The following is a 1,002-nucleotide window of genomic DNA, read 5'->3' on the forward strand; positions in this document are numbered from 1 at the left end:
CGCGGACCGGCGCACCGGGGAACGGCCTCCACGCGACGGCGACGGAGATACCGCGAGTTGGGAGTTCGGAGGCGACGCGAGCGGCGGTCCGCGTCCGGAAGTCGTCGCGGGCGCGGGTCAGGCGAACGCCGTCGATGGTGGTCGCACCGAGCGTCGCGCGGGCGAGGAGACCGGCGAGACTGCCGTGGGCGGTCCGGTCGAGTTCGCGGGCGTCGACGCCGCCCGCATCGAGGAGCGACGGGTCCGCGGCCTCGACGCCGGGGGCGAGCGAGTAGTTGACTGTGGCGGTGCTCGTCGCCAGCGACGAGGCGACTCCGTCGGCGTCGATAGCGGCGTGGTCGGCGCTTGTACTCGCGCCGGCGTCCGCGGTGACGACGAGGCCAATGCTCGCGCTCACGAGCAGCAGGCAGACGGTCACGTCGAAAACGAGGTCGGTCATCGCCACACCTCGACCCGGAGCGTTCCGAAGCCGACGCGACCGGGTTCGACGCGGACGCTGACGCGGGTCGAATCGGCGTCGGCGTCGGCGTCGGCGTCGGTTGGCGAGTCAGGGCCGACGGCTCGGCGGTCGCCGTCGACCGCGACGACGATGCGGCAGGAAAACCCGTCGGGACAGGCGTCGAGCGCGTCCGAGAGCCGCGAGACGGCGACGACGCCCGAGTCGTCGGCGAGGGTGGATTCGACGTTCGACAGCGTCGCGGGTGCGAGGTCGCGGTCGGTGGTCGGCAGCGAGTCGTCGAGGACCGTCGCGTAGCCCGAAATCGCCGCGCAGACGACGAATAACGCGGTGAGCGCGGCGACGGGCGAGGTTTGTGCCCTACGCCGAGACGATAGTGACATCCGTTCCCTCCCAACTGATGTGGCGGACGACGAGCGGTTCGCTGACGGGGTGCCACGAGGCGTTCCGGTCGCGTGCGGTCTCGGCCGCGGCGGCGAACGCGGCGGGCCGCGAATCCAAACGGTGTCGCCCGACGCGTTCTCGATGGGCCACGTGAAGACGTG

Annotated in this window: 1 protein-coding gene and 2 pseudogenes; all 3 read right to left on the reverse strand. The window is 72.0% G+C overall.

Annotated elements, in window-relative coordinates; genetic code table 11:
- Nucleotides 1–439: pseudogene (locus NKF06_RS20640) on the reverse strand (hypothetical protein); the annotation flags it as partial.
- Nucleotides 436–840: a hypothetical protein gene (locus tag NKF06_RS20645; RefSeq protein ID WP_253246466.1), complete on the reverse strand. Its 405-nt coding sequence runs from the start codon at nt 838–840 to the stop codon at nt 436–438. The pseudogene NKF06_RS20640 and the gene NKF06_RS20645, both read right to left, overlap by 4 nt.
- Nucleotides 818–1,002, reverse strand: a pseudogene (locus NKF06_RS20650) (hypothetical protein); the annotation flags it as partial. The pseudogene NKF06_RS20650 and the gene NKF06_RS20645, both read right to left, overlap by 23 nt.

It is taken from the genome of Haloferax sp. AB510 (genome assembly GCF_024136985.1).
Classification (GTDB): domain Archaea; phylum Halobacteriota; class Halobacteria; order Halobacteriales; family Haloferacaceae; genus Haloferax.

Excerpts from the sequence above, each read along its gene's own strand:
- NKF06_RS20645 (WP_253246466.1), bottom strand. The coding sequence starts at position 840 with ATGTCACTATCGTCTCGGCGTAGGGCACAAACCTCGCCCGTCGCCGCG.